Source organism: Blastococcus sp. TF02A-26 (assembly GCF_003319125.1).
In the GTDB taxonomy this organism is placed as follows: Bacteria; Actinomycetota; Actinomycetes; order Mycobacteriales; family Geodermatophilaceae; genus Trujillonella.
Window position 1 is genome coordinate 154,258 of the sequence record NZ_QOHG01000010.1, and the last position, 22,646, is coordinate 176,903.

The following is a 22,646-nucleotide window of genomic DNA, read 5'->3' on the forward strand; positions in this document are numbered from 1 at the left end:
ATCGTCCCAGGTGTGCGCACCCCGCAGCCACCACAGGCCCCCCGGCACCGCCGCCGATACGCTCGGACGATGGTCGACGGGGTGCCGAACCTGACCGTGCTCGGCGAGCTGGTGGTCGACCTGATCCCCGATCCGGACGCCGGCGCCGGCCCGCGGGGCACCGCACCGCACTACGTGGCGCACCCGGGAGGGAACGCGCTCAACGTCGCCGTCGCCGCCGGCCGGCTGGAGGCCCCGGTCACCCTGCTGGCCCGGCTGGGCACCGGTCCGCTGGCCGCGGCGCTGCGCCGGCACGCCGAGCAGTCCGGGGTCGACGTCAGCCGATTCGTCGCCGCGGCGGAGCCGGTGAGCCTGGCCGTCGTCGGCCTGGGCCCGGACGGCTCGGCCGAGTACGGCTTCCACGTGGCCGGCGCCGCCGACTGGCAGTGGACCGACGACGAACTGGCCGCCGCCCTCCCCGACACGACGGCGGTGCTGCACGTCGGGTCGATCTCGAGCTGGACGCCGCCGGGGTGCGAGGCCATCGCCCGCCTGGTCGAGCGGCTCAGCGGCCAGGTCCTGATCAGCGTCGACCCGAACATCCGGCCCCCGCTGGCCGAGGGCCCGGTCGGTGCCTCGCTGGGCAACGACCCGGACGCCGTCCGCACCCGGTTGCAGCGGCTGATGGCGCACGCGGACGTCGTCAAGGTCAGCGCCGAGGACTTCGGCTGGCTGCACCCCAGGGCCGACCTGGACCTGGGGACGTCGGTCTGGGCCGAGCGGGGACCGGCACTGGTGCTCATGACCGACGGCGGGGCGCCGCTGCGCGTGGGCCGGCCGGGCCGTCCGCTGATGCGCCGGGAGATCCCGCAGGTGACCGTGGTCGACACGGTCGGCGCCGGGGACTCCCTCGCGGCGGGGCTCTTCGCCGGACTGCTGCGTCGCGGGGTCACCACCCGTGAGGCGCTGACCGGGCTGTCCGACGAGGAGCTGGGCGAGGTCGTGGACGAGGCGGCGCTGGTCGCCGCGCTCAACTGCACCCGGGCCGGCGCCGATCCGCCGACCCGGGCCGAGCTGGACGCCGCCCGGCGCTGACCGGCCCCGGGACGATCGCCCCTCGACCGGCCCGAGTCGGCCCCGGTCAGGCGGCGCCGGCGCGGGTGGCGCCGCCGCCCCCGGCACCGCCACTGCTGCCGCCGCCGATCGTCTGGCCCGTGGTCTGCGCGTGCTCCACCTGCTCCAGGCGGTCCTCGGTGGCCATCTCGGTGAGCCGGGCGCCGGCCTCCGCGTCGCGGGTCAGGTTCTCCCCCGAGTGCGGGTCGAACACGTGCACCTTGCGCGTGTCGAGCCAGAACTCCGCCTCGCGGCCCTCGCGGATGCGGCTGGTCGAGTCGATCGACACGATCGCCTGCGTCCGCAGCTCCTCGGCGTCCAGCTCCCGCGACAGGTCGCGCAGCTGCTCGCGGATCGAGTCCGGCGCGTCGTAGGGGATGTAGGCGAACTGCGAGTCGCCCAGCCACTCGGTGACGTCGACCCGGGCGCGGAACACCGAACCGTGCGGCCGCTTGGCCTCGTCGACGAGCGAGGCGTCCTCGAAGTACTCCGGCCGGATGCCGACGAGCAGCACGTCGCCCTTGCCCTGGACCGCGGCGGCCCGCTTCTCGTCCAGCTGGATCGGCCCGAACGGCGTCGACAGCCGGTTGCCACCCTCCAGGGACGCCGGCAGGAAGTTCATCGGCGGCGAGCCGATGAAGCCCGCGACGAACAGGTTGACCGGCTGCTCGTACAGCTCGCGCGGCGAGGCGACCTGCTGGATCCGCCCCTTGCGCAGGACGCAGACCCGATCGCCGAGCGTCATGGCCTCGGTCTGGTCGTGGGTCACGTAGACCGTGGTGATGCCCAGCCGGCGCTGCAGCCGCGAGATCTCCGTGCGCATCTGCCCGCGCAGCTTGGCGTCGAGGTTGGACAGCGGCTCGTCGAAGAGGAACGCCTCGGCCTGTCGGACGATCGCCCGGCCCATCGCGACGCGCTGACGCTGACCACCGGAGAGGTTCGCCGGCTTGCGCTCCAGGTGGTCCTTGAGCTCCAGCACCTCGGCGGCCTCCATGACGCGGCGGCGCACCTCGTCGTCGGGCATCTTGGACAGCCGGAGCGGGAAGGCGACGTTCTCGAACACCGTCATGTGCGGGTAGAGCGCGTAGTTCTGGAAGACCATCGACAGGTTGCGCTCGCGCGGGGCGAGGTCGTTGACCCGCTTGCCGCCGATGACCATGTCGCCGCTGGTGATGTCCTCCAGCCCGACGATCATCCGGAGCAGCGTCGACTTCCCGCAGCCGGACGGGCCGACCAGGATCATGAACTCGCCGTCGGCGATGTCGAGGCTGACGTCGTTCACGGCCGGGTAGCCGTCGCCGTACTGCTTGACGATGTTGCGCATCTCGATGGAGGCCATCAGTCCTCGTCCCCTCGGGAGGTCGGTGCGGTGGGGGGCAGTGCAGTGGGCATGTGGCGCGTCACCCCTTGACCGCGCCGTTGGTGAGGCCGGCGACGATGCGCCGCTGGAAGACCAGCACGAGGACGACGACCGGGATGGTGACGATCACCGCGGCCGCGGCGATCGCACCGGTGGGGTCCTCGAACTGGGAGGCGCCGGAGAAGAGACCCAGCGCCGCCGGCACGGGCCGCGCCGCGCTGGTCGACGTGAGCGAGATGCCGTAGACGAAGTCGTTCCACGCGATGAAGAAGGCGATGATCGCGGTGGTGAAGACGCCGGGGGCGGCCAGCGGCACGATCACCTTGCGGAACGCCTGCCAGGTGGTGGCGCCGTCGACCTGGGCGGCCTGCTCCATCTCCCACGGGATCTCCCGGAAGAAGGCCGACATCGTCCAGATGGAGATCGGCAGCGTCAGCGACAGGTACGGGATGATCAGCCCGGGCCAGGTGTCGTACAGCCCGATCTGCCGCCACACGTTGAACAGCGGCGTCACGATCGAGATGACCGGGAAGATCGCCACCACCAGCGCGGTCGACAGGATCAGCTTCTTGCCGGGGAAGTCCAGCCGCGCGATCGCGTAGGCCGCGAACATCGACAGCAGGCACGAGATGGCCGTGGCGATCAGGCAGATCCCGAAGCTGTTGCGCAGCGCCGGCAGGAACAGGTCACCCCCGCTGCCGGTGAAGATCGTCCGGTAGTTCTCCCAGGTGGCGCCATCGGGCAGGAACTGCTTGTTGGACAGGTCCGACGGCGCCTTGAACGACACCGAGACGATCCAGGCGATCGGGAACAGGCAGTAGACGAGGATCGCGATCCCGGCGACCCACCACCAGATCTTCTCCTTGCGGGACATCACTCACCCCTCGCCTGGGCCAGGTCGACCTTGAAGCCCTTGATGAACATCGCCGCGAGCAGGACCACGCAGAGGAACAACAGCACCGAGACCGCCGACCCCAGGCCGATCTCCAGCCGGGCGATCGTCTGCCGGTAGGCGAGGAAGGACACCGACTCGGTGTTGTTCGCGCCGTTGGTCATCACGAAGATCGTGTCGAAGACGCGGAAGGCGTCCAGGGTGCGGAACAGCAGGGCGACCATGATCGCCGCCTTCATGTTCGGCAGCGTCACCCGCCACAGCCGCTGCCACCAGGTGGCGCCGTCGACCTTCGCCGCCTCCTGCAGCACCTCGGGCACCTGCGCCAGGCCGGCGAGCAGGAGCAGCGAGATGAACGGCGTCGTCTTCCAGATCTCGGCCAGGCAGATGACCAGCAGCGACGTCCCCTGGCCGCCGAACCAGTCGGTGTCGGCCGAGATCCCGGGGATCCAGTCGAACCACCTGTTCACGAACCCGGTGTTGATGTCGAAGGCGAACTGCCAGGCGAACGCCGAGACCACGGTGATGACGGCGTACGGGATGAGGATCGCCGCCCGGATGACCGGCCGGATCGACTTCAGCGCCTTGGCCATCACCATCGCCAGGGCGAAGCCCAGGACGAGCTCCACCAGGACCGTGACGACGGTGATGAGCAGCGTGACGCCCAGCGAGGTCCACCACAGCGAGTCGCTGAGGATGACCCAGTAGTTGCTCAGCCCGTTGAACGACCGGTTGTCCGGGTCGGTGAGCCGGTAGGAGAACAGCGACTCGTAGACCGCCTGGAGGATCGGGTAGGCGGTGACGGCCAGCATCACGAAGAAGGCCGGCCCGGCCAGCAGCCAGCCGAGCTTGCGCTCGGCCTTCGACCGGTCGCTGATGGTGCCGTGCGGGGCGGAGACCGGTTGCGTCTTCTCCACCGGGGGGAGCGTCGTCTGGGTCATAGCAGCTGGTCTCCTGCCAGGACGGCGGTGATGAACTCGGTCGCCGTCTGCGGCGTCGAGTCCGGGTCCACGGAGCCCGGCGCGTGGTACTCGCGCTGGATCCCGCCGGACACCTCGCTGTAGTACGGCGTCTGCGGCCGCGGCGCGGCCAGCTCGAGCGACTCCCGGATCACCGGGGCCTGCGGGAACTCCTCCAGCACCTCGGGGTCGTCGAAGACCGAGGCCTTCGACGCGGGGTTGCCGTCGTTCACGAAGTAGAAGGCCTGGTTCTCCTCGCTGACGATGCACTCGGCGGCCTCGTAGGCGAAGTCGACGTTCTCGCTGAAGGCGCCGATGCCCAGGTTGATCCCGCCGTAGGGCGGGGCCGCCGGGGTGTCCTCGTCCACCCGGGGGTAGACGGCCGCGGCGTAGTCGTCGACGACCGACTGCTCCAGGCTGCCCGCCTCGACCGCCCCGAGTCCGCGGGCGTAGACGAACGGGTAGTTGACCTGGAAGCCACCGCGCTCGCTCTCGAAGCCGGTGGCCGAGGCGTCCTCGTTCTCCGTGGAGAAGGCCGCGCTGACCTGCCCGGAGTCCGCAACCGCCCGCATGACCTCGACGGCCCGGCGCCCGGCGTCCGACTCGAGGCCGAGGGTGATGTCCTCCGGGTCGTCGGAGTTCTCCTCGATGATGTGCCCGCCGGCGGACTCGATCAGCGCGTTGAACCAGACGGTCAGGGACTCGGCCCGGGCCCCCTGCGCGCCGATCAGCACGTCCTGGTCCTGCGCGGCGGCGATGATCTGGTCCCACGTCACCGGCTGCGACATGTCCAGCCCCGCGGCCTCGGCCACCGACGCCCGGTACCAGAGCACCTGTGTGTTGGCCCAGAACGGCACCGCGACCAGCTCGTCGTTCCAGGTCGACCCCTCGATCGCGCTCTGCACGACGTCCTCGGTGACTCGCTCGGCGAGGTCCTCGGGGACCGGCGCCAGGAAGCCCGCCTCGGCGAACTCGGGGATGAACGGCGGGTCGAGGCTCATGATGTCGATCGACGAGTCCTCGGCCGCGAGCCGGCGGATCAGCTGCTCGCGCTGACCGGCCGCGTCCCGGGGCAGGACCGCCGTCTCGATCTGGTAGCGACCCTCGGCGGCGTCGGTGCACCGGGACGCGATCTCCGCCTGCCCGCCCGCGTCCGGGTTCGTGTACCAGGTGAGCGTCGGCGGACCGCCGTCGTCACTGCCGCACGCGGCCAGCGAGGAGGCGAGCACGAGTGCCGCCGCTCCTCCGCCGAGGCCCCTGCGTCTCCGGTTGGACACCCGTCATCGCCTCCGTCCCGGCGAGCTCCGTCGATCACCGTGCTCGTACCGTGGCCCGGCTCACAGACGTCCGCAACTCGGTCGTCACCCGGACGTGACCACGGCATCCGCCGCGCTCAGGGCCGCTTCACCATCACCGAGGGGGTGGTGAGCTCCGACGGGGTGCGGGGCAGGACGGTGGTGAAGTAGGAGCGCGCCGCCCGCGTCGTCCCGACGTCCCGCCCGGCGCTCTCCGACAGGAACCAGCGGTGCTCCAGCACCTCGTGGAACACCTCGGCCGGCGCCAGCCGGCCGGCGAGCTCGGGCGGGATGGCCTCCACCACCGGCTGGTAGACCTCGGCCAGCCAGCGGTGCGCCGCGACGGTCTCGGGCACCGGCCCGCCGGTCTTCTGCTCCAGGTACGCGCGGAAGGCACGGATGTCGTTGAGCAGCCGGCGGGCCTGGCGCTCCTGGACCTCGAGGCCGGTGAGCCGGAAGAGCTCGCGCCGGTTCCCGCCGGGCTCGGAGACCCGCGTCTCCACCCGCAGCCGGACACCCTCGGCGGTGTCGACGAGTTCGACCTCGCCGACGTCGAAGCCCAGGTCGTTGAGCCGTTGCAGCCGCTCGGCGACGCGGTAGCGCTGCTCGTCGCGGGAGAACACCTCCTCCCGCGTCACCTCCTCCCACAGGGCGGCGTAGCGCTGCGGCAACCCCTCGGACACCTCGATCGGGTCGATGTCGTCGGGCAGCAGCCCGCCGTACCGCAGGTCCAGCAGCTCCGCACCCACCCGCTCCCGGGCCAGCTCGACGTCGTAGAGCCGCCGGCCGGTCGACAGCGACGGCTGCCGGTCGACGGTCTCGGCGTCGACCAGGTACGCGGCCAGGGTGCCGGCGTCGAGGCGGAAGAGGGTGTTGGACAGCGAGCAGTCGCCCCAGAAGATGCCGGCGAGGTGCAGCCGCACCAGCAGGACCACCATCGTGTCCAGCAGCTGGTCGGCGGAGTGGTCCACGGTCGGCCGGGAGAACAGGTAGCGGTAGGACATCGAGTACTCGAGGTACCGGGTGACCAGGATGGCCTGCTGGTCGTGCGGCCGGTCGACGCAGATGCCCAGGACCGAGACCGCCGGCAGCCCCTCCTGCTCGAACTGGCTCAGCAGGGCGTACTCGTGCCGCGCCAGCGGCTCGGCGATCTCCTTGAGCGCGTAGACCTGTCCCTCGGCGGCGACGAAGCGCACCACGTGCCGGGAGATGCCCCGCTGGGGGACGTCGAGGGTGAGCGCCGGGTCCCACTCCTCCAGCGGCTGGTGCCACGGCAGGGGCAGGAGGGCGGCGCCGTCGGTGGCCGGGGGTCGGAAGAGGTACCGCAACGCGTCCTCCGCAGGGCCGGGCGCGCCGGGCCGCTCCGTTGCGGCACGGCGGACGCCTCCACCCTGGCACGGCCGTCCCGCGGCCGCACGGCTCAGCCGGGCGGCGGGAGGACGGCGGTCAGGCGGCGGGCCTGGCGCCGGCGGGCGGGCGGGTCGGCCGGCTGCAGCACCAGGCCGAGCAACCAGCGGGCGGCGACCTCGGCACCCTCGGCGTCGGTCTGCAGCAGCGCGACGAGGGTGCCGGTGACCTCCGCCCACGGTTGCGGGCCGGCGCCGAGCAGCGCCAGGAGCTCCGCGGGGTCGGTGCTGGCCATCGTCCGCAGCACCGGGTGGTCGCCCACTGCGTCGGCCAGGAGAACGAGGGCCTCCCCGGGCGGGCGGCCGGTGGCCTCGGCGGTCAGCCGCCCCAGCTCCGCGCGCAGCAGCGCACGGACGACGTCGTCCTTGGTGCGGAAGTGGTTGTACAGGGTCGCCTTGGCCACCCCGGCGGCCGCGGCGACCGCCTGCATCGTGGTCGCGCGCACGCCCGTGGCCGCGAAGGCCTCGGCCGCACCGCGCAGCAGCCCGGCGCGCGTCCGCGACATGACGGGCCGGCTCACGCCCCGATCACGGCCCCGCCCAGAGGCTCGTGCTCATCAGGCCGCGAGCGAGACCGCCTCGCCGCGGCGCAGCGCGGACCGGGCGGGCTGACCGGCCCCGACGAGGGCGAGCGCGGGCTCCGCGGCCGGGGCGTTGCCCGCCGCGGCGGTCTCGGCCGGCTCGGACGCGGGACGCGCTCCGGCGGCAGCCGGCGGGAGGGGGTGCAGGCCGCCGTCGGCGCCGCGCATCTCCTGGCTGACCTCGGCGAGCAGGTCGGCGAGCTCGAGGTCGAGGGCGTCGCAGATCGAGGCGAGCAGCTCGGAGGATGCCTCCTTCTGACCGCGCTCCACCTCGGAGAGGTAGCCCAGGCTCACCCGGGCGGCGCCGGAGACGTCGCGCAGCGTGCGCCGCTGCCGCAGCCGGTGCCCGCGCAGGGAGTTCCCCAGCTGGGTGCGCAACAGCGTCATGGCCGTCTCCTGTCCTGCCTGTGCGGAAGCGGCGGAGCCCCGGGATCTCTCGGGGGGCGCCGTGCGCTCACGGTACGCGGCGCCCGTGACAGGAGCCCGCCCATCCCGGTCGCGTCCGCTCATGGCGTAACGCCGAGGTGGGGCCCGCGCTTCCCGGGGCCGGCCTTCCTCAGGCGGCGGTGTCGGTGCGCTCGCCGGCCCCGCCGGCGGCCGACGAGCGGCGGGCGGCGGCAGCCCGCATCGCGCGGGCACTGGTCCGGCGCAGGGTCAGCGCGCGGACCACGTAGTCCAGCCCGGAGAGCAGGGTCAGCGCCAGGGCGACGGCCATGAGCCACCAGCGGGCCGAGGCCAGGACGCCGGTCAGCGGCAGGATGTACATCCCGATGGCCAGCGCCTGGACGACGGTCTTGGCCTTGCCCCCGCGGCTGGCCGCGATGACGCCGTGCCGGATGACCCAGAACCGCAGCAGGGTCACCCCGACCTCGCGGACGAGGATCGCCACGGTCACCCACCACGGCAGCAGCTCGAGCACGGACAGGCCGATGAGCGCGGTGCCGGTCAGGGCCTTGTCGGCGATCGGGTCGGCCAGCTTGCCGAACTCGGTCACCTGGCCGGTGCGCCGGGCGATGAGCCCGTCGTAGCGGTCGGTGATGATCGCCAGCCCGAAGAACAGGGTGGCCCAGTAGCGCCGCTCGTCGTCGAGCCCACCGTCGCTGAGCAGCAGCACGGCGAAGACCGGGACGACGGCCAGCCGCAGCACGGTGAGCGCGTTCGGCACGTTGACCAGCCGCACCGACTGGACCGGCGTGGCAGCCGGGTCGGGAGCGACGTCGCTCACGGCGCTCAGCGTCCCGCCTCGGCGAGGGCGGGAGCGGCAGCGGGGACCAGGGCCGCCACCAGGTCTGCCACCAGATCGATGCCCTCGGTGTCCACGACCTCGGCGAGGACGATCTGCCCGGCGACGGCGTCGGCGGGGACGCCGGCCACGGTCGTCGTCCCGTCGGCGTCGGGGTCCTGGTGCGCGGCGTGGCCGAGCCAGACACCCCGCCCACCGTCGGCATGCCCCTCGGTGACGGAGAGGTCCTCGGTGAGCAGCACCTCGACCCGCTCGCCGATGCGGTCCTCGGCGCGCTGGGCGGTCAGCTCCTCGACCAGGTCGGTGATCCGGCGGACGCGGGCGTCGATCTCGTGCTGGTCGAGCTTGCCGGGCAGCCCGACGGCCTCGGTGCCCTCCTCGTCGGAGTAGCCGAACACGCCGACCGCGTCCAGGCGGCCCTCGACGAGGAAGCGCTCGAGCTCCGCGACGTCGTCCTCGGTCTCCCCCGGGAAGCCGAGGATGACGTTGGTGCGGAACCCCGCCGTGGGGGCCAGCTCCCGGGCCCGCTCGATGAGGCGCAGGAAGTCCTCGGTGCCGCCGAAGCGGCGCATGCGGCGCAGCAGCGTCGGCGAGGAGTGCTGGAACGACAGGTCGAAGTACGGCGCGACGCCGTCGGTCCCCGCGATCACCTCGACCAGGCCGGGCCGCAGCTCGGCCGGCTGGAGGTAGGCGACCCGGATGCGGGCGATGCCCTCGACGGCGGCGACCTGGGGCAGCAGCTTCTCGAGCGCGCGCAGGTCGCCGAGGTCCTTGCCGTAGGAGGTGTTGTTCTCGCTGACCAGCACCAGCTCGGTGACGCCCTGGCCGGCCAGCCAGCGGGCCTCCTCGAGCACCTCGGCCGGCGGGCGGGAGACGAACGCACCGCGGAAGGCCGGGATGGCGCAGAAGGCGCAGCGGCGGTCGCAGCCCGACGCCAGCTTCAGCGCTGCGGAGGGGCCCGACGCCAGCCGCTTGCGCTGCAGCCAGCCGTGGCCGGGGATCGCCGGGGCGTCGTCCCGCACGACCGCGGCGGTGCGCTCCACCGGGCTGATCGGCAGCAGCGTGCGCCGGTCGCGGGGGGTGTGCGGCACCAGGGGACGGCCGGCGAGGACGTCGTCGAGCCGGTCGCCGATGGCGCTGTAGTCGTCGAAGCCCAGGACGGTGGCCTCGGGCAGCGCGCCGGCGAGCTCGGAGCCGTAGCGCTCGGCCATGCAGCCGACCGCGACGACCTCGGCGCCGGAATCGGTCGCGGCCAGGATGGCGTCGACGGAGTCCTTCTTGGCCGACTCGATGAAGCCGCAGGTGTTGACCAGGACGGCGTCGGCGCCCTCGGCGTCCTCGACGAGGCGGTAGCCGTCGGCGGCCAGGCGGCCGGCGAGCTCCTCGGAGTCGACCTCGTTGCGGGCGCACCCGAGGGTCACCACCGCCACCGTTCGGGCAGGGCTGGGCGGCGGTGTCACCCGTTCACTGTAGTCGCCGCCCCCGCCCCCGTCGGGCGAACGGAGGGTGACGCTCAGCCCTCTGCTCCCCCGCCGCCGTTCTGCAGCAAGAAGAGCGTGCCCTCGAGCTCGTCGGGCTTGACGAGGACGTCGCGGGCCTTGGACCCCTCCGAGGGCCCGACGATGCCGCGGGTCTCCATCAGGTCCATGAGCCGCCCGGCCTTGGCGAACCCGACGCGGAGCTTGCGCTGCAGCATCGACGTCGACCCGAACTGGCTGGTGACGACGAGCTCGATGGCCTGGACCAGCAGGTCCATGTCGCCGCCGATGTCCTCGTCGATCTCCTTCTTCTCGCCGGCCGCGGCGGTGAAGACCTCCTCGCGGTACTCCGGCTCGGCCTGGCGCTTGGTGAACTCGACGACCGACTCGATCTCGGCGTCGGAGACGTAGGCGCCCTGGACGCGGACCGGCTTGCCGGCGCCGATGGGCATGAACAGGGCGTCACCCATGCCGATCAGCTTCTCTGCGCCCGGCTGGTCGAGGATGACCCGGCTGTCGGTGAGGCTGGAGGTCGAGAAGGCCAGCCGCGAGGGCACGTTGGCCTTGATCAGGCCGGTGACGACGTCGACCGAGGGCCGCTGGGTGGCCAGCACCAGGTGGATGCCGGCGGCGCGGGCCTTCTGCGTGATGCGGACGATCGACTCCTCGACGTCGCGCGGCGCGACCATCATGAGGTCGGCCAGCTCGTCGACGATCGTGAGGATGTACGGGTAGGGCTGGTAGACCCGCTCGCTGCCGGGCGGGGCGGTGATCTCGCCGCGCTCGACCTTGCGGTTGAAGTCGTCGATGTGCCGGACGCCCGTGGCCCGCATGTCCTGGTAGCGCTGCTCCATCTCCTCGACCAGCCAGGCCAGCGCGGTGGCGGCCTTCTTGGGGTCGGTGATGATCGGCGTGATCAGGTGCGGGATGCCGTCGTAGGGCGTGAGCTCGACCATCTTGGGGTCGACCAGGATCATCCGCAGCTGGTCGGGCGTGGCCCGCAGCAGCAGCGAGGTCAGCAGCGAGTTGATGCAGCTGGACTTACCGGCACCGGTGGCGCCGGCGACCAGCAGGTGCGGCATCTTCGCCAGGTTGGCGCAGACGAAGCCGCCCTCGATGTCCTTGCCCAGGCCCACCAGCATCGGGTGCGGGTCCTGCTTGGCGGCCGTGGACCGCATGACGTCGCCGAGGCTGACGGTCTCGCGGTCGGTGTTGGGCACCTCGACGCCGACGGCGGACTTGCCCGGGATCGGCGCGAGGATCCGGATGTTGTCGTTGGCGACGGCGTAGGCGAGGTTCTTCGTCAGCGCGGTGATCTTCTCGACCTTGACCGCGTTGCCCAGCTCGATCTCGTAGCGGGTCACCGTCGGCCCGCGGGTGAAGCTGGTGACGGCGGCGTCGATGTTGAACTGCTCGAGCACGCCGGTGATCGCCTCGATCGCGGCGTCGTTGGCCTGCGACTTGGCCCGCGGCGGGGTGCCGGGACGCAGCATCGTCAGCGACGGCAGCACGTAGTCGCCCTCGACGGGCTGGATGACCAGTTGCTGCGGCTCGTCGATCGGCGGCAGGTCCTCCGGCGGGGCGGTGCGGTCGACGACCTTCGGCCGCGGCGCGGGGACCGGGGGCAGGCCGGTCGGCACCTCGACGTGGTCGGGCCCGGTGACGCGGGTGGCCTCGGCGGCCTCGGCCATCGCCGCGTGGTCGATGACCGGTCCGGTGGCGAGCAGGTCCTCCGACAGGGCCGCCTTGCGCCCGCGACGGGTCGTCGGCGCCGGCTCCTCCTCGTCGTCGTACTCGTCCTCGTCGTAGTCGTCGTAGTCCTCGCGGCCGGTGACCCGGTCCATCCACTCCCGCAGCCGCTCGGGCACCTGGTGCACGGGCGTGGCGGTGATGACGAGCAGACCGAAGACGGCGAGCAGGACCAGCAGGACGACGGCGACCACGCGGCCCACGCCGGCGGCCAGCGGTGTGCCGACCGCCCAGCCGAGCAGGCCGCCCGAGCCGGGGTCGGTCGCCGACATGTCGGCGTCGAGCGCCACGACGTGGGCGACGCCGACGACGGAGAGGACCGCGCAGAGCCAGCCGATGACCAGCCGGCCGCGCGCCTCGGGGTTGGGGCCGCGGCGCAGCAGCCGCAGCGCCGCGAACAGCAGGACGACGGGCAGGACCATGACCAGCGCGCCGACCAGGAACCGCACACCGTCGGCGAAGCCGGCCCCGACCGGGCCGATGCCGTCGGTCCAGGCAGCCGCACCGAGGACGACGGCGAGGCCGAGCACGGCCAGGCCGACGCCGTCGCGGCGGTGCTCGGGAGCGAGGGGCTCGGTCTCCTCCGGACGGGCCACCGAGCGGGCCAGGCCACCGGCGCCACGGGCCAGCAGCCCCCAGCCACCGCTGACCACGCGCCACACGGAGGCGGCCGCGCCGGGTCCGGCCGGCTGCCGCGCGGGCGCGCGCCGGGCGCTGGTGGAGCGGGTGGCCGGCTTGCGGCCACCCTTCACCGGCGGCCGCTTCCGGCTCGCCGTGGACCCCGACCGGCCGCGGGTGGAACCCCGACCGGCCGCGGGGCGGGTCGTCGTTCCGCGCGCAGGCATGCGTCAGACGGTAATCCCGCCGAGCCCGCCGCCCGGGCAGGCGGACGCACGTGTTGCCGCCCTACGGTCGGGCCATGGCAGAGCGCGCGACCGTTCCCTCCGGCAGCTGGCCCACCCCGATCACCTCGGCGCTCCTGGTGCGCGCGGCGGCGCGGCTGGGCGAGGTGACCGTGGACTCCGGGGACCTGTGGTGGTCGGAGTCACGCCCGGGTGAGGCCGGCCGGTCGGCGCTGGTACGCCGCTCCCCCGACGGCGCGGTCACCGACGTCCTCCCTTCCCCGTGGAACGCCCGCACCCGCGTGCACGAGTACGGCGGTGGCGCGTGGACCGTCGCCGAGGGCGTCCTCTGGTTCACCGAGTTCTCCGACCAGCGGCTGTACCGGCTGGCTCCCGGCGACCCCGCCCCGGTCGCGGTGACCGCCGAGCCACCGGTGCCCTCCGGGGTGCGGTTCGCCGACCTGCGGGCGGTGCCCGGCGGCGTGCTCGCGGTGCGGGAGACCCACACCGCGTCCGGCGCCGCCGCCGACGTCGTGAACGAGGTCGTGCGGGTGGCCGACGACGGCACGGTCGAGGTCCTGGTCAGCGGCCCGGACTTCGTCTCCGACCCCCGGCCGGGGCCCGGCGGCGAGCTGGCCTGGCTGCAGTGGGACCACCCGACGATGCCCTGGGACGCCGCTCAGCTCGTGGTGCGCACGGCCGGGGGTGCGGAGACCGTCGTCGCCGGCGACCCCGGGGAGTCGGTGGTGCAGCCGGTGTGGGAGCCCGACGGCGGCCTGCTGTTCTTCTCCGACCGCACCGACGTCTGGTCGCTGTACCGGTGGCGTCCCGAGGGCGGGGTGGAGGAGGTGCTCGACGTGGGCGCCGACCTGGCCGGCCCGCAGTGGCAGTTCGGAGCCAGCCGGGTCGCGCTGTTCCCCGGCGGACGGCTCGTGGTCGCCGTCCCGGCCGAGGCCGGTGAACAGCTGGCCGTCCGGGAGGCCGACGGCGAGCTGCGCACGCTGCCGACGCCGGGGTACGCGTCGTTCCGGTCGCTGACCGCCTCGGGCGACGCGGTGGTGGTCGGCGCCGGCGGACCGGCCGCGGAGCCGGTGGTCCTGCGGGTGCCGCTGGACGGGTCGGCGCCGGAGGTCCTCCGCCCGGCGCGCGACCTGGGGCTGGACCCGGCGTGGTTCTCCCGGCCGGAGCGCGTCTCGTTCCCGACCCCGGACGGCGGCACCGGCATCGGGACCGCCCACGCGCTGGTGTACCCGCCGGCCAACCCCGACGTCCGGGCCCCCGAGGGCGAGCTGCCGCCCCTGCTCGTCGTCGTGCACGGCGGCCCGACGGCGGCGGCGGTCCCGGTGCTGAACCTGGAGGTGCAGTACTGGACCTCGCGGGGGTTCTGCGTCGCCGACGTCGACTACCGCGGCTCCACCGGCTACGGCCGGCGCTACCGCGACGCGCTGCAGGGCCGCTGGGGCGTCGTCGACCTGGACGACGTCATCGCGTGTGCCCGGTACCTGGCCGAGGCCGGGCGCGTCGACCCGGCGCGGATGGCGATCCGCGGCGGCTCGGCGGGCGGCTTCACCACGCTGGCCGCGCTCGCCATGCGGCCGGGCACGTTCTCCGCCGGGGCGAGCCACTTCGGCGTGGCCGACCTGGGCGCCCTGGCGCGGGACACGCACAAGTTCGAGTCCCGCTACCTCGACGGGCTCGTCGCGCCCTGGCCGGAGCGGGCCGACGTCTACGAGGAGCGGTCGCCGCTCACGCACGTGGACACCCTCGACACCCCGCTGGCGGTGTTCCAGGGCGACGAGGACCGGATCGTGCCGCTGGAGCAGGCCGAGGCGATCGTCGCGGCACTGCGCGAGCGGGGTGTGCCGCACGCCTACCTGCTGTTCGCCGGCGAGCAGCACGGCTTCCGCAAGGCGGAGAACATCCGGGCGGCGCTGGACGGCGAGCTGTCGTTCTACGCCCAGGTGTGGGGCTTCGACCTCCCCGCCGACGAGGGCATCGAACCCATCGAGGTCGTGCGCTGACGGAGTCGCTCGGTGACGGTCTCCGTCACCGAGCGACTCCGCTACACCTCGAGGACGGTGGGGATGATCATCGGGCGACGGCGGTAGGTGTCGCTGACCCACTTGCCGACCGTCCGGCGGATCACCTGCGAGAGGCGGTGGGCGTCGACCTCGCCGTCCTCCAGCGTGCGCTTGAGGTTCTCCTCGACCAACCGCAGCGCCTCGTCGAAGGCCGCCGGGTTCTGCGAGAAGCCGCGGGTCGACAGGTGCACCGGGCGCACGATGGTCCGGGTGGAGGGCTCCACGACGACGGTGAGCGCCACGAACCCCTCGTCGCCGAGGATCCGCCGCTCCTGCAGGGACTCCTCGCCGACGTCGCCGACGTTCAGCCCGTCGACGTAGACGTTGCCGATCGGCACCGAGCCGACGATCGAGGCCTTGCCGTCGACCAGGTCCACGACGACGCCGTCCTCGGCCAGGATGATCCGGTCCGTGGCCATCCCGGTCTGCTCGGCGAGCGCGGCGTGGGCGCGCAGGTGCCGCCACTCACCGTGCACGGGCATCAGGTAGCGCGGCTTGGCGACGTTCAGCAGCGTGCGCAGCTCACCGGCCGGCGCGTGCCCGGAGACGTGCACCATCGCCGTCTCCTTGTGGATCACCGTCGCGCCGAGGCGGGCCAGCCCGTTGATCACCTTGTAGACGGCGGTCTCGTTGCCCGGCACCAGCGACGACGCCAGCACGATCGTGTCGCCGGCCTCGATGGTCACCTGGTGGTGCTCGCCGCGGGCCATCCGGCCGAGCGCCGACAGCGGCTCGCCCTGCGAGCCGGTGCTGACCAGCACGACCTGCTCGCCGGGCATCTTCGTCGCCTCGTCGAGGGAGACCATCAGCCCCGGCGCCATGCGCAGCAGGCCGAGGTCGCGGGCGACGCCCATGTTGCGGACCATCGACCGGCCGACGAAGGCGACCTTGCGGCCGTGCTTCTCGGCGGCGTCGAGCACCTGCTGGATGCGGTGCACGTGGCTGGCGAAGCTGGAGACGATCAGCCGCTGGGTGGCCCGGCGGAACACGTCCTCCAGGACCGGGCCGATCGCCCGCTCGCTGGTGACGAAGCCGGGGATCTCGGCGTTGGTGGAGTCGGCGAGCAGCAGGTCGATGCCCTCGATGCCCAGGCGCGCGAAGGCGCCGAGGTCGGTGAGCACGCCGTCCAGCGGCAGCTGGTCCATCTTGAAGTCGCCGGTGTGCACGAGCAGCCCCGCGGGCGTGTGCACCGCGACGGCCAGCGCGTCGGGGATCGAGTGGTTGACGTTGATGAACTCGCAGTGGAACGGGCCGGCCAGGTGGTCGTCGCCCCCGGCCACCTCCACCAGCACCGGGTCGATGCGGTGCTCGCGCAGCTTGGCCCTGACCAGGGCGAGGGTGAACCGGGAGCCGACGAGCGGGATGTCCCCGCGCAGCCGCAGCAGGTAGGGCAGCGCGCCGATGTGGTCCTCGTGCCCGTGGGTGAGGACGACGGCGTCGATGTCGTCGAGCCGGTGCTCGATCACCCCGAGGTCCGGGAGGATCAGGTCGACGCCGGGCTGCTCGGCCTCGGGGAAGAGGACGCCGCAGTCGATGACCAGCAGGCGTCCCTCGAACTCGAGGACGGCCATGTTGCGGCCGATCTCCCCCAGGCCGCCGAGGGCCATGACGCGCAACCCCCCGTCGGGCAGCGGGGGCGGGGTCTTCAGGTCGAGGTGCGGCTGGGTGGTGGGGGCACTCACAGGCTGACGCCTCCGGCGGCGAGATCGTGGTGCAGCTGCTCGAGCTGCTCGGGGGTGGCATCCACCAGCGGCGGGCGGACCGGGCCGGCGGGGAGGCCGAGGGCGTTCAGTGCGGCCTTGACCGTGATGACGCCCTGGGTGCGGAAGACGCCGGTGCAGACCGGCAGCAGGCTCTCGTTGATCGACCGTGCGGTGGCGAGGTCGCCGGCCTCCACGGCCGCGATCAGCTCGGCGAGGCGGGGCCCGACGAGGTGGCCGATGACGCTGACCACGCCGACGCCGCCGATCGCGAGGATCGGGAGGTTCAGCATGTCCTCGCCGCTGTAGTAGGCGAGGTCGGTGCGGGCCAGCGTCCACGCCATGGCGCCGAGATCGCCCTTGGCGTCCTTGACCGCGACGATCCGCGGGTGCTCCGCGGCCCGCACGAGGGTCTCCACCTCGATCGGCGTCCCGGTGCGGACGGGGATGTCGTAGAGCATCACCGGCAGGTCGGTGCTGTCGGCGACGGACGTGAAGTGCCGCAGCACGCCGGCCTGCGGGGGGCGGTTGTAGTACGGGGTCACGACGAGCAGGCCGTGCGCCCCGAGCCGCTCGGCGGCCTGCGCCAGCTCGATGGAGTGCGCGGTGTCGTTGGTGCCGACCCCGGCGACGACGGTGGCGCGGTCGCCCACGGAGTCGAGCACCGCCTCCAGCAGGGCCCGCTGCTCGGCGTCGGTGACGGTCGGCGACTCCCCCGTCGTCCCGGACACCACCAGGCCGTCGTGGGCGCCGCGGTCGACCAGGTGGGCGGCCAGCTGCTGGGCGCCGGCGAGGTCGATCGAGCCGTCCTCGGTGAACGGCGTGACCATGGCCGAGAGCACGCGGCCGAAGGGCCGGGCCGGGTCGCTGGTCATGGGGTGAATCTACCCAGCGGCACCGGCCCCACCCGCCGCACGGGGCCGCTCAGCGCCGGTGGTCGGAGACCGCGTAGCGCAGCCCCGTGGACGGCGAGGTGGCCCAGCCCTCGGCCGGGGTGCGGGAGACCACCCGCCAGCCGGTGCCGAGCACGGGAGCGCGGGTGTCCCCCTCGACGGCGAGGTCGACCTCGGTGACGACCGCGCGCTCGGCGTGCGGCAGGAACTCCGCGTAGACGGTGCCTCCGCCGATCACCCAGCAGTCGGGGTACTGGCTGAGGACCTGGCTCACCGAGTAGGCCGGCCGCGCCCCCTCCGCCCACCACAGCGGGTCGCTGGTGAGGACGACGTTGGTGCGCCCCGGCAGCGGCCGGAAGCGCTCGGGCAGCGACTCCCAGGTGCGCCGCCCCATGACGACGACGGAGCCGGCGGTCAGCTCGCGGAAGTTCCTGAGGTCCTCGGGCAGGTGCCAGGGCAGGCCGCCGTCGGCACCGATGACGCGGGCCTGCGCCTGCGCCCAGATCAGGGAGATCGTCACGGCCCCGGCGGATCAGACGGCGACGGCGGCGCGGATGGCCGGGTGCGGGTCGTACCCGGCCACCGTGACGTGCTCGGGCGTGTAGTCGAACAGCGACGGCGCCGGCGCCAGCTCCAGGGTGGGGAACGGCCGGGCCGGGCGGGACAGCTGCTCGCGGACCTGCGCGTGGTGGTTGTCGTACACGTGGCAGTCGCCGCCGACCCAGATGAAGTCCCCGGGCTCGAGGCCCACCTGCGCGGCGACCATGTGCGTGAGCAGCGCGTAGCTGGCGATGTTGAACGGGACCCCGAGGAACATGTCGGCGCTGCGCTGGTAGAGCTGGCAGGACAGCCGGCCACCGGCGACGTGGAACTGGAACAGCGCGTGGCACGGGGCCAGGGCCATCTCGGGGATGGCGGCGACGTTCCAGGCCGAGACCACCATGCGTCGGGAGTCGGGATCGCGGCGGAGGGTGTCCAGCACGCCGGAGATCTGGTCGACGTGCTCGCCCGACGGCGTGGGCCACGACCGCCACTGCACGCCGTAGACCGGACCGAGCTCGCCGGTGGGCGACGCCCACTCGTCCCAGATGGTGACGCCGTGGTCGTGCAGGTAGCCGACGTTGCTCTCCCCGCGGAGGAACCACAGCAGCTCGACGACGATCGAGCGCAGGTGCACCTTCTTCGTCGTCAGCAGGGGGAAGCCGGCCGAGAGGTCGTAGCGCAGCCGCTCGCCGAAGAGGCTGACCGTGCCCGTCCCGGTGCGGTCGGACTTCGGCGTCCCGGTCTCCAGGACCCGCCGCAGGAGGTCCTCGTACTGCGTGTCGACCGGCTGCCCGGCGGTGCCCACCACGGGGATGCAATCTACGTGCCGGAACCGACAGGACACACTCTCCGACATGGAGTGGTGGGCCACCCTGCTGGTCGTCGCCGGTGGGCTGCTGGTGCTGTGGGCACTGGGCGTGGTGCTGCTGTGGCGGGCGCGTCCGGAGGACCTGACCCTCCGCGAGGCGCTGCGGCTGCTGCCCGACCTCGTGCGCCTGGTCCGCCGGCTGGCCCGGGACCCGGAGGTGCCGCGCGGCGTCCGCGTCCGGCTCTGGCTGCTCCTGGCGTACCTGCTCTCGCCGGTGGACCTGGTGCCCGATGTCGTCCCGGTCCTCGGCTACGCCGACGACGTCGTGGTGGTGGCCCTGGCCCTGCGCGCGGTGGTGCGGCGGGCCGGCGCCGAGGCGATCACCCGCGCCTGGCCGGGCAGCCCCGCGGGTCTGGCGGTCGTGCTGCGCCTGGCCGGGGCGCCGCTCACCGCGTGACCGCGGCCAGCTCGGGCGCGAGGTCCCCGGCCCCGGCGACGACGACCCGGTCGAGCTGCAGCCAGTCGGCCATCAGCCGGAGCTCGGCGGCGAGCTCGGTCGCGACCTCAGCGCGGTCCACACCGGCCTCCGCGTGGACCGCCTGCACGAGCAGGGCGCCGGCCCGGCGGTCGGCCTTGAGGTCGGCGCGGGCGACGAGCCGGTCACCGAGGAGGAACGGCAGCACGTAGTAGCCGTGCACCCGCTTCTCGGCGGGCGTGTAGATCTCCAGCCGGTAGTGGAAGCCGAAGATGCGCTCGACGCGGGGCCGCTCCCAGACCAGGGAGTCGAACGGGCTCAGCAGCGCGCGGGCGCGGATCCACCGGGGACGGCGGGCCGCCGGGTCGAGCCAGGCGGGGGCGGTCCACCCGTCGACGCGGACGGGGAGCAGCTCGCCGGCCTCGGCGAGCTCCTCGATCGCCGTCCGCGCCGCCGCCGGGCGCAGCCGGAAGTAGTCCCGCAGGTCACGCTCGGTGGCCACCCCGAGGGCCCGGGCAGCGGTGCGGACGAGCTCGCGGAACGCCGCGGCCGGCTCCGGGGTGGGGGTCTGCAGCACCGCGGGCGGCAGGACCCGTTCGGTGAGGTCGTAGACCCGCTCGAAGCCGGCGGTGCGGGACCGCGCGGTGAGGGCCCCGGTGAAGAAGAGCCACTCGAGCGCCACCTTCGCCGGGTGCCAGTTCCACATCGTCCCGGGCCGCTCGCGGCGGGTCTCCAGCAGCTCGCTGGCCCTGGTCGGCCCCTGCTCCCGCACCCGGTCGAGCACCTCGGCGACGTAGCCCGGGCGTTCCCGCTGCAACCGGACCATGTTCCCCCAGGCGTTCTCCTCGGCCGCTGCCATGCGCCACCGGAGGAACGGGTGCAGCCGCACCGGGAGGTAGGACGCCTCGTGGGCCCAGTACTCGAACACCTCGTGCCGGCGGTCGGTGAAGTCGTCGAGCGCCTCCCGGCGGTAGCCGCCCAGGCGGCTGAAGAACGGCAGGTAGTGCGACCGGGAGAGGACGTTGACCGAGTCGATCTGGACGACGCCGAGGCGGTCGGTCACCCGGCGCAGCTGACGGCTGTCGACCGCGCCGGCGGGGCGGGGGTCGGCGAAGCCCTGGGCAGCGAGCGCGATGCGCCGGGCCAGCGGGGCCGGCAGCCGGTCGACGACGGGGACGGTCACGCCTGCCGATCCTGCCCGGCCGGTATGACGGTCGCCGTCGGCGCCTGCGCCTACGCTGCCGGGGATGGAACCGCCCGCCTTCCCCCGGCTGACCGGGACGGCCGCCGTCTCGGTGCGCCCGGCCCGCGCCGACGACGCCGCCGACGTCGCCCGGGTCCAGGCCGTCGCGTGGCGGACGGCGTACCGGGCGGTGCTGCCGGCGGCCGTCCTCGACGACTGGGACGAGGCCGCTGCCGCCGAGGTGTGGCGGTCGGCGGTGGTGGAGCCGCCCACGCCGGCGCACGGGGTGCTCGTCGCGTTCGACGGGGAGACCGTGGTGGGGTTCGCCGCGTACGGGCCGCCCGAGGTCTCCCCCGACGGACCGACGGCCGCGGACGGTCCGACGACCGAGGTGGCGGCCCTGCTCGTCGAGCCCCGTTGGGGCCGGCGCGGACACGGCAGCCGGCTGCTGGCCGCGGTGGCCGACCTCGCCGGCGCGACCGGCGCCACCCGCCTGTCCATGTGGGTGCCGGAACCCGACGCCGTGACCAGCCGATTCCTGGAGTCCGCCGGATGGGCCCGGGAGGGCTGGGTCCGCACGCTCGACACCGGCGGCGAGCCGCTGCGCGAGGTGCGCTGGCACGCCGAGCTCGGCGAGGAGGAGGCGGGGTGACGTTCGAGGGCTTCCCCGACGAGGGCCTGGTCTTCTACGAGGGGCTCGAGGCGGACAACAGCAGGACGTACTGGACGCAGCACCGCCCGGTGTACGAGTCCTGCGTCCGCGCGCCGCTCCAGGCGCTCGCGGACGAACTGGCCGCCGAGTTCGGCACGGCGAAGCTCTTTCGTCCCTACCGCGACGTCCGGTTCAGCTCGGACAAGACGCCGTACAAGACACATCAGGGCGCCGTCGTGGAGGAGCCCGGCCGCGGCGCCGGTGCCCTCTACGTGCAGCTCTCCGCAGATGGTCTCCGGGTGGCCGGTGGCTCGTGGCGGCAGGAGTCCGACCAGGTGGCGCGGTACCGGCGGGCGGTCGTGGACGACGTCCAGGGCCCCCGCCTCGCGCGCGAGATCGCACGCCTCTCATCCGCCGGCTGGGAGGTGGGCGGCGACCGGCTCAGCCGTCCTCCACGAGGGTTCGAGACCCCTGACGACGACCGGGCGGACCTGCTCAAGCACCGGACGCTCAACGTGGCCCAGCAGTGGGAGCCGGCGGACTGGCTGCACTCCCGTGCCGCCCTGGACCGGGTCCGGCAGGCGTGGCGCGACGTGGTGGCGCTGAACCGCTGGCTGGCGGACAACGTCGGGGCCACGACGAAGGAGATCCGCCGCCGCTGACCGCGGCGCCTCTCCGGGCGATGTGGCGGTAGTGCCCCGGTGCACTGTGGCGGTATCGCACGGTTCCCGGAATGCAGGAAGGGCCCCAGCCGTGTGGCTGGGGCCCTTCCTGTAAATGGTTGTCCGGCGGTGTCCTACTCTCCCACCCCGTCTCCAGGGCAGTACCATCGGCGCTGAGAGGCTTAGCTTCCGGGTTCGGAAAGGGACCGGGCGTTTCCCTCTCGCCATGACCGCCGTAACTCTGTGAACTTCTCGACCGGCAACCCCCGCATCGCTGCGGGGGTGGGTCGTTCGTTCAGAGCTGCACAGTGGACGCGTTCGACTTCGACAGATCACGGTGTTCGTGGTGTGAAGTGGGTTGTGTGGTCAAGCCCTCGGCCTATTAGTACCGGTCAGCTCCACACCTCACGGTGCTTCCACTTCCGGCCTATCAACCCGCTGGTCTGGGCGGGGGCCTTACCCCATTGACTGGGTGAGAGACCTCATCTTGAAGCGAGCTTCCCGCTTAGATGCTTTCAGCGGTTATCCCTGCCGAACGTAGCCAACCAGCAGTGCACCTGGCGGTACAACTGGCACACCAGAGGTTCGTCCGTCCCGGTCCTCTCGTACTAGGGACAGCTCTTCTCAAGTCTCTTACGCGCACGGCGGATAGGGACCGAACTGTCTCACGACGTTCTAAACCCAGCTCGCGTACCGCTTTAATGGGCGAACAGCCCAACCCTTGGGACCTACTCCAGCCCCAGGATGCGACG

At 73.2% G+C, this 22,646-nt stretch carries 20 protein-coding genes and 2 rRNA genes; 5 read left to right on the forward strand and 17 right to left on the reverse strand.

The window, feature by feature from the left end; translation table 11 throughout:
* The first annotated feature begins 69 nt into the window (after positions 1-69).
* Complete coding sequence (locus tag DQ240_RS13335; protein ID WP_113840094.1) at positions 70-1,074, forward strand: carbohydrate kinase; 1,005 nt, start codon at positions 70-72, stop codon at positions 1,072-1,074.
* A 46-nt stretch (positions 1,075-1,120) separates the two neighbouring features.
* Here the strand turns inward: DQ240_RS13335 and DQ240_RS13340 are convergent, their stop codons facing one another.
* From DQ240_RS13340 to DQ240_RS13385, 10 genes are all read right to left on the reverse strand, one after another.
* Positions 1,121-2,431, reverse strand: a complete 1,311-nt coding sequence (locus DQ240_RS13340) for an ABC transporter ATP-binding protein (protein ID WP_113840095.1) — start codon at positions 2,429-2,431, stop codon at positions 1,121-1,123.
* Between the two features lie 61 nt (positions 2,432-2,492).
* Positions 2,493-3,326, reverse strand: coding sequence for a carbohydrate ABC transporter permease (locus DQ240_RS13345; protein ID WP_113840131.1), 834 nt, complete (start codon positions 3,324-3,326; stop codon positions 2,493-2,495).
* Complete coding sequence (locus tag DQ240_RS13350; protein WP_113840096.1) at positions 3,326-4,285, reverse strand: carbohydrate ABC transporter permease; 960 nt, start codon at positions 4,283-4,285, stop codon at positions 3,326-3,328. Before DQ240_RS13350 ends, DQ240_RS13345 begins: the two co-directional genes overlap by 1 nt.
* The gene (locus tag DQ240_RS13355) at positions 4,282-5,532 is read right to left on the reverse strand and encodes an extracellular solute-binding protein (RefSeq protein ID WP_233498695.1); all 1,251 of its coding nucleotides are present in this window, start codon (positions 5,530-5,532) and stop codon (positions 4,282-4,284) included. Before DQ240_RS13355 ends, DQ240_RS13350 begins: the two co-directional genes overlap by 4 nt.
* Before the next feature lie 164 nt (positions 5,533-5,696).
* Entirely contained in the window at positions 5,697-6,926 is a 1,230-nt protein-coding gene (locus DQ240_RS13360; protein WP_113840098.1) for a DUF4032 domain-containing protein, read from the reverse strand.
* 92 nt (positions 6,927-7,018) lie between these two features.
* The gene (locus DQ240_RS13365) at positions 7,019-7,525 is read right to left on the reverse strand and encodes a TetR/AcrR family transcriptional regulator (RefSeq protein WP_233498696.1); all 507 of its coding nucleotides are present in this window, start codon (positions 7,523-7,525) and stop codon (positions 7,019-7,021) included.
* Positions 7,526-7,561: 36 nt separating this feature from the next.
* Complete coding sequence (locus tag DQ240_RS13370) at positions 7,562-7,972, reverse strand: helix-turn-helix domain-containing protein (protein WP_113840099.1); 411 nt, start codon at positions 7,970-7,972, stop codon at positions 7,562-7,564.
* Positions 7,973-8,141: 169 nt separating this feature from the next.
* Positions 8,142-8,810, reverse strand: a complete 669-nt coding sequence (gene pgsA / locus DQ240_RS13375) for a CDP-diacylglycerol--glycerol-3-phosphate 3-phosphatidyltransferase (protein ID WP_233498697.1) — start codon at positions 8,808-8,810, stop codon at positions 8,142-8,144.
* Positions 8,811-8,815: 5 nt separating this feature from the next.
* Positions 8,816-10,288 carry a 30S ribosomal protein S12 methylthiotransferase RimO gene (gene rimO / locus DQ240_RS13380; RefSeq protein ID WP_113840100.1) on the reverse strand — a complete coding sequence of 491 codons (1,473 nt, stop codon included), beginning with the start codon at positions 10,286-10,288 and terminating at the stop codon, positions 8,816-8,818.
* 53 nt (positions 10,289-10,341) lie between these two features.
* Entirely contained in the window at positions 10,342-12,900 is a 2,559-nt protein-coding gene (locus tag DQ240_RS13385; RefSeq protein ID WP_113840101.1) for a DNA translocase FtsK, read from the reverse strand.
* A gap of 74 nt (positions 12,901-12,974) precedes the next feature.
* Here DQ240_RS13385 and DQ240_RS13390 point away from each other — a divergent pair, with 74 nt between their 5' ends.
* Positions 12,975-14,918 (forward strand): S9 family peptidase, encoded by a 1,944-nt coding sequence (locus tag DQ240_RS13390; RefSeq protein ID WP_113840102.1) that lies wholly within the window; start codon positions 12,975-12,977, stop codon positions 14,916-14,918.
* A 41-nt stretch (positions 14,919-14,959) separates the two neighbouring features.
* Here DQ240_RS13390 and DQ240_RS13395 read toward each other — a convergent pair whose 3' ends face one another.
* From DQ240_RS13395 to DQ240_RS13410, 4 genes are read right to left on the reverse strand one after another with little or no spacing between them, the layout of a single operon-like run.
* Entirely contained in the window at positions 14,960-16,660 is a 1,701-nt protein-coding gene (locus tag DQ240_RS13395) for a ribonuclease J (protein WP_113840103.1), read from the reverse strand.
* Positions 16,657-17,553 carry a 4-hydroxy-tetrahydrodipicolinate synthase gene (gene dapA / locus DQ240_RS13400; protein WP_113840104.1) on the reverse strand — a complete coding sequence of 299 codons (897 nt, stop codon included), beginning with the start codon at positions 17,551-17,553 and terminating at the stop codon, positions 16,657-16,659. The genes DQ240_RS13395 and dapA overlap by 4 nt, the downstream gene beginning before the upstream one ends.
* Before the next feature lie 49 nt (positions 17,554-17,602).
* A complete protein-coding gene (locus tag DQ240_RS13405) occupies positions 17,603-18,091 on the reverse strand; it encodes a dihydrofolate reductase (RefSeq protein ID WP_113840105.1) in 489 nt (162 codons plus the stop codon).
* Between the two features lie 12 nt (positions 18,092-18,103).
* Positions 18,104-18,919 (reverse strand): thymidylate synthase, encoded by an 816-nt coding sequence (locus DQ240_RS13410; RefSeq protein WP_233498702.1) that lies wholly within the window; start codon positions 18,917-18,919, stop codon positions 18,104-18,106.
* A 49-nt stretch (positions 18,920-18,968) separates the two neighbouring features.
* Between DQ240_RS13410 and DQ240_RS13415 the strand changes: the two genes are divergently transcribed.
* Entirely contained in the window at positions 18,969-19,379 is a 411-nt protein-coding gene (locus DQ240_RS13415) for a DUF1232 domain-containing protein (RefSeq protein WP_113840106.1), read from the forward strand.
* Here DQ240_RS13415 and DQ240_RS13420 read toward each other — a convergent pair.
* Positions 19,369-20,580, reverse strand: coding sequence for a winged helix-turn-helix domain-containing protein (locus tag DQ240_RS13420; RefSeq protein WP_113840107.1), 1,212 nt, complete (start codon positions 20,578-20,580; stop codon positions 19,369-19,371). The genes DQ240_RS13415 and DQ240_RS13420 overlap by 11 nt on opposite strands.
* 64 nt (positions 20,581-20,644) lie before the next feature.
* Between DQ240_RS13420 and DQ240_RS13425 the strand changes: the two genes are divergently transcribed.
* Complete coding sequence (locus tag DQ240_RS13425) at positions 20,645-21,232, forward strand: GNAT family N-acetyltransferase (protein ID WP_113840108.1); 588 nt, start codon at positions 20,645-20,647, stop codon at positions 21,230-21,232.
* On the forward strand, positions 21,229-21,894 hold the full coding sequence (locus tag DQ240_RS13430) for a DUF2461 domain-containing protein (protein ID WP_113840109.1): 666 nt from the start codon (positions 21,229-21,231) through the stop codon (positions 21,892-21,894). The genes DQ240_RS13425 and DQ240_RS13430 overlap by 4 nt, the downstream gene beginning before the upstream one ends.
* A 121-nt stretch (positions 21,895-22,015) precedes the next feature.
* Here DQ240_RS13430 and rrf read toward each other — a convergent pair.
* Both rrf and DQ240_RS13440 read right to left on the reverse strand, forming a co-directional pair.
* A 5S ribosomal RNA gene (gene rrf, locus DQ240_RS13435) occupies positions 22,016-22,132 on the reverse strand.
* A gap of 124 nt (positions 22,133-22,256) precedes the next feature.
* Positions 22,257-22,646 (reverse strand): 23S ribosomal RNA (locus tag DQ240_RS13440); the annotation flags it as partial.

Excerpts from the sequence above, each read along its gene's own strand:
- DQ240_RS13390 (WP_113840102.1), top strand. The coding sequence starts at position 12,975 with ATGGCAGAGCGCGCGACCGTTCCCTCCGGCAGCTGGCCCACCCCGATC.
- DQ240_RS13415 (WP_113840106.1), top strand. The coding sequence starts at position 18,969 with ATGGAGTGGTGGGCCACCCTGCTGGTCGTCGCCGGTGGGCTGCTGGTG.
- DQ240_RS13425 (WP_113840108.1), top strand. The coding sequence starts at position 20,645 with ATGGAACCGCCCGCCTTCCCCCGGCTGACCGGGACGGCCGCCGTCTCG.
- dapA (WP_113840104.1), bottom strand. The coding sequence starts at position 17,553 with ATGACCAGCGACCCGGCCCGGCCCTTCGGCCGCGTGCTCTCGGCCATG.
- DQ240_RS13350 (WP_113840096.1), bottom strand. The coding sequence starts at position 4,285 with ATGACCCAGACGACGCTCCCCCCGGTGGAGAAGACGCAACCGGTCTCC.
- DQ240_RS13340 (WP_113840095.1), bottom strand. The coding sequence starts at position 2,431 with ATGGCCTCCATCGAGATGCGCAACATCGTCAAGCAGTACGGCGACGGC.
- DQ240_RS13385 (WP_113840101.1), bottom strand. The coding sequence starts at position 12,900 with ATGCCTGCGCGCGGAACGACGACCCGCCCCGCGGCCGGTCGGGGTTCC.
- DQ240_RS13345 (WP_113840131.1), bottom strand. The coding sequence starts at position 3,326 with ATGTCCCGCAAGGAGAAGATCTGGTGGTGGGTCGCCGGGATCGCGATC.
- DQ240_RS13335 (WP_113840094.1), top strand. The coding sequence starts at position 70 with ATGGTCGACGGGGTGCCGAACCTGACCGTGCTCGGCGAGCTGGTGGTC.
- DQ240_RS13370 (WP_113840099.1), bottom strand. The coding sequence starts at position 7,972 with ATGACGCTGTTGCGCACCCAGCTGGGGAACTCCCTGCGCGGGCACCGG.